Annotated in this window: 2 protein-coding genes; both read left to right on the forward strand. The window is 64.8% G+C overall.

Annotated elements, in window-relative coordinates:
- Nucleotides 1-125 precede the first annotated feature (125 nt).
- Nucleotides 126-1,445 (forward strand): alpha-hydroxy acid oxidase, encoded by a 1,320-nt coding sequence (locus tag ACOQFS_RS18380; RefSeq protein ID WP_421564275.1) that lies wholly within the window; start codon nucleotides 126-128, stop codon nucleotides 1,443-1,445.
- A gap of 301 nt (nucleotides 1,446-1,746) precedes the next feature.
- Nucleotides 1,747-3,369 (forward strand): Fic family protein, encoded by a 1,623-nt coding sequence (locus tag ACOQFS_RS18385; protein WP_421564276.1) that lies wholly within the window; start codon nucleotides 1,747-1,749, stop codon nucleotides 3,367-3,369.
- The last annotated feature ends 562 nt before the right edge of the window (nucleotides 3,370-3,931 follow it).

A 3,931-nucleotide genomic window follows, 5' to 3' on the forward strand; every position in this document is an offset into this window, starting at 1 on the left:
GGTAGCGCCGCGCGAGACCGGTATATCGTGCGTTGCAGCCGATGCTCCTTCTGCCGCGCCGACTCCTAGGCGCCACCCCGTGGCGAGCACCACCCACCACCCACCGCACAATCGGATCCGACACCGTGGTCACACCCTCCCCTGCCGCATCTTCCACGCCCCCGTCCTCCACCCCTGCGTCCTCCAGCAGCGCCTGGCAGGCCTTCAACGGCACCCGCCGCGGCGGCCGCACGCGCAACCTGCTCGCGCTGGACGACTTCGAGCCGGCGGCACGCCGGGTGCTGCCCCGGCCCATTTTTGGCTATGTCTGTGGCGCGGCGGAAGACAACCACGCGCTGGACGACAACCGCCGCGCGTTTGCCGAACTGGCGCTCGTGCCCCGCGTGCTGCGCAATGTGGCGGTGCGCGACCAGGGCGTGACGCTGTTCGGCAAACGCTACGCCAGCCCCTTCGGCGTCGCGCCCATGGGCATCGCCGCGCTGTCGGCGTATCGGGGCGACATCGTGCTGGCGCGTGCGGCAGCATCAGCGGGCATCCCGGCCATTCAGAGTGGCAGTTCATTGATCCGGCTGGAAGAAGTGATGGCCGCCGCGCCCGGCACCTGGTTCCAGGCCTACCTGCCCGGCACGCCCGAGCGCATCGACGGCCTGCTGCAGCGCGTGGTGGCCGCTGGCGTGGAAACCCTGGTGGTGACGGTGGACATCCCCGTGGCCGGCAACCGCGAAAACAACATCCGCGCAGGCTTTTCCACCCCCCTGCGGCCCAGCTTGCGCCTGGCGTGGAACGGCCTGGTGCGCCCCCGCTGGCTGGCCGGCACGCTGCTGCGAACGCTGGCGCGCCACGGCATGCCGCACTTTGAAAACTCGTTTGCCGAACGCGGTGCGCCCATCCTGTCCTCGCGCGTGCAACGCGACTTTGCGGCGCGCGACCATTTCGACTGGAGCCACATCGCACACATCCGCCGCCAGTGGCGCGGCCCGCTCGTGGTCAAGGGCATCCTGAGCCCGCACGACGCCGCCCTGGCCCGCCAGCATGGCGTGGACGGCATCATCGTGAGCAACCACGGCGGCCGCCAGCTCGACGGCGCCGTGGCGCCACTGCGCGTGCTGCCCGCCATCGTCGACCAAGCAGGCAGCGGCATGACCGTGATGCTGGACGGCGGCATCCGCCGGGGCACTGATGTGATCAAGGCCCTGGCGCTGGGGGCGCAGGCGGTGTTTGTGGGCAGGCCTTTCAACTACGCGGCGGCGGTGGATGGAGAGGCGGGGGTGGCCACCGCCGCCGAGCTGCTGCGCGCCGAGGTGGACCGTAATCTGGCGATGTTGGGCGTGACTTCATGCGCAGAAGTCGGGATGGAGCACCTCATGGACCGGCGGGCACCGTGGGTTCTCACGCCGCAAGGCACACCCCGCGCCCAACCCGCCTCCAACGAAGGGGGAATGTAAAGATGTTCCAGCGAGCCTGCTGGCCCCTGCGGAAGACCGGCTGGAGGCCAAAGGCAGCTGTCGCGTAGCGGCGGGCACCAAGGCGCTGGCGAAGGTGACGGTGGGAAGCAAAGCGCTATCCGCGCGGTGAGAAATCAAGTCACCGAGCCTGCTTCATCGGACCGCCGCAGGCTCGGCTCCAGAGCCTGAACACAGGGCCCTGGGTAGCGCGCTCATCACTCCCTGCGCCAATCAATAAAAATTTATAGGAAAAGATAAGATTTCATAACAAAATAAAGAACCTCTGACGAAAAAAAATGCCATGACTGCCACTGCCCTGGGCTTTACGCGCGTTGGCGACATGCTGGGCATTGAGTCCGTGCAGCCCCTGTTCACGCGCAGTCAGATCGGATCGCAAAACCGCACCGAACTGCATCTGGCCGCCGAAATCCGCACCTGGACCCCGCAATACCAGCCCAGCGACACCTTTCGCGGGCATTTTGAATTTGGGCTCAAGTACGAACGGCTGAACTTCGAGTTCTTCTCTCGCGTGTTTGAGCGCATCAACCCGCAAGACATCATTGCCTGGCTTCAAGACGCCCCCACCGGCGCCTATGCCCGGCGCACCGCCTTTTTGTACGAATGGTTCACCGGCAAAACGCTGGACGCGCCCGACACCGCCGCCAACGTGGGCTATGTGGACGCCATCGACCCCGCCCTGTACCTCACCGCCACCCGCCCCGCCAACCACAAGCGCTGGAAAGTGCGCAACAACCTGCCCGGCCCGCGCAGCTACTGCCCACTGGTGTACCTGGGGCCGCAGCCAGAGCGCAACCTGTACGACGTGCAGGCGGGCGTAGAGCGGCTGAACACCACCTACGGGGCCGACCTGCTGCTGCGCAGCGCGGCATGGCTGACGTTGAAGGAATCCCGCGCTAGCTTTGCCATTGAGCGCGAACAAGAGCAAGGCGACCGCGTCAAACGCTTTGCCGCCGCCATTGGCGAGCTGAGTGGCCGCATGGAAGCGCCGCTGGAGTCCGCAGGCCTGACCCAGCTGCAAACCGCCATCCTCGGCAGCACCGCCCTGCGCCTGGGCGTGCGCCAGTCGCCCGTGTTTGTGGGGCAATCGGGCTTTCAAGGGCAGGTGGTGCACTACATCGCCCCGCCACCGGCTGCGGTGCAAGACATGCTGCAGGGCCTGCGCAGCTTTGAAACCAGCACCCGCCGCGCCCTGCCAGACACCACTACAGAAATCACTGCAGAAACCAGCGCAGAAACCACCGCTGGCACCGCCACCGTGGCACGCGCTGCAGCCGTGTCATTCGCCTTTGTGTACCTGCACCCCTTGTCAGACGGCAATGGCCGCGTGCACCGATTCCTGTTCAACCACCTGCTGGCGGCTGACGGCGCGGTGCCACCCAACCTCATCATCCCCGTGTCGGCCACCATCGCGGGCTCACCCGCCGGGCGCGCGGCCTATGACCGGGTGCTCGAATCATTCTCCAAACCGCTGATGCGCCGCTACGAGGGCCGATACCGCTTTGCCACCCTGCACACCTACCCGGACGGCGTGACCAGCGACTTTCACTTTGCCGCCGAGCAAGACGCCCTGCACGCCTGGCGCTACCCCGACCTCACCCCCCATGTGCGCTATTTCAGTGACCTGCTGCGCGACACGGTAGACCACGAAATGGCCCGCGAAGCCGCCGCCCTGCGCGACAACGACGCCGCCCGCGAAGCCATCAAACAATGGGTGGAAATGCCCGATCCCGATGCCGACCGCATCATTGCCTCTCTGCGCAGCAACGGCTGGACCGTGACCGGCAAACTGCGCCGCGACCAGCCGGACATCTTTGCGCCTGGGGGGCGACTGCACCACTTGCAGGATGCGATGGTGGAAGCCGTGAAAGAGGCGATGACGCGGCATGGAGCATCTGCGCGATAAAGTTTTATAGATCCAAGAAGCGATTGCTAAAGAAAAATAGGGGTTGATAGAGAATCTGCGGGCCGTGGCAGTGCGGTTGGCTGCTCACCCACGAGGCCACGGCGAGCCCGCCGAGCAAGGCTAGCTGGCGCAACGCCTGGACACGAACGCGCAGGCAGTGATGGGATGCCAAGTGCCATCAGTGCAGGCTGAAATGAAGTGATGACGGTACGGCCGACGCGCCCCAGTCGCTTGCTTCAAAATTGATAGCTGCCAGCGCTTATCCAGAAAGCGCTGGACGCACTTTTTACTGATTATGTATTTGCCTCAGACACTTCTCCCCCATCCGTTCGGGCTGAGCTTGTCGAAGCCTTGCACGCACACGGCAAGCCCTGGCTTCGACGGGCTCAGCCCGAACGGTTAGATCGGTCTCTGAGGTAGGCCCATAGTCAGGCACTTTTTATTCAATATGGATGGACTGCAAGGCAAAAGAAGGCCTCAGGCTGATTTCGAACTTTCACGCGACCGCCAGTGGCAGGCAGTTTTAGAACCTGTTCAAGATCTTTTCGGGGATCGCATTGGA

Source organism: Paracidovorax sp. MALMAid1276 (assembly GCF_049198005.1).
Lineage (GTDB): Bacteria > Pseudomonadota > Gammaproteobacteria > Burkholderiales > Burkholderiaceae_C > Acidovorax.

Excerpts from the sequence above, each read along its gene's own strand:
- ACOQFS_RS18385 (WP_421564276.1), top strand. The coding sequence starts at position 1,747 with ATGACTGCCACTGCCCTGGGCTTTACGCGCGTTGGCGACATGCTGGGC.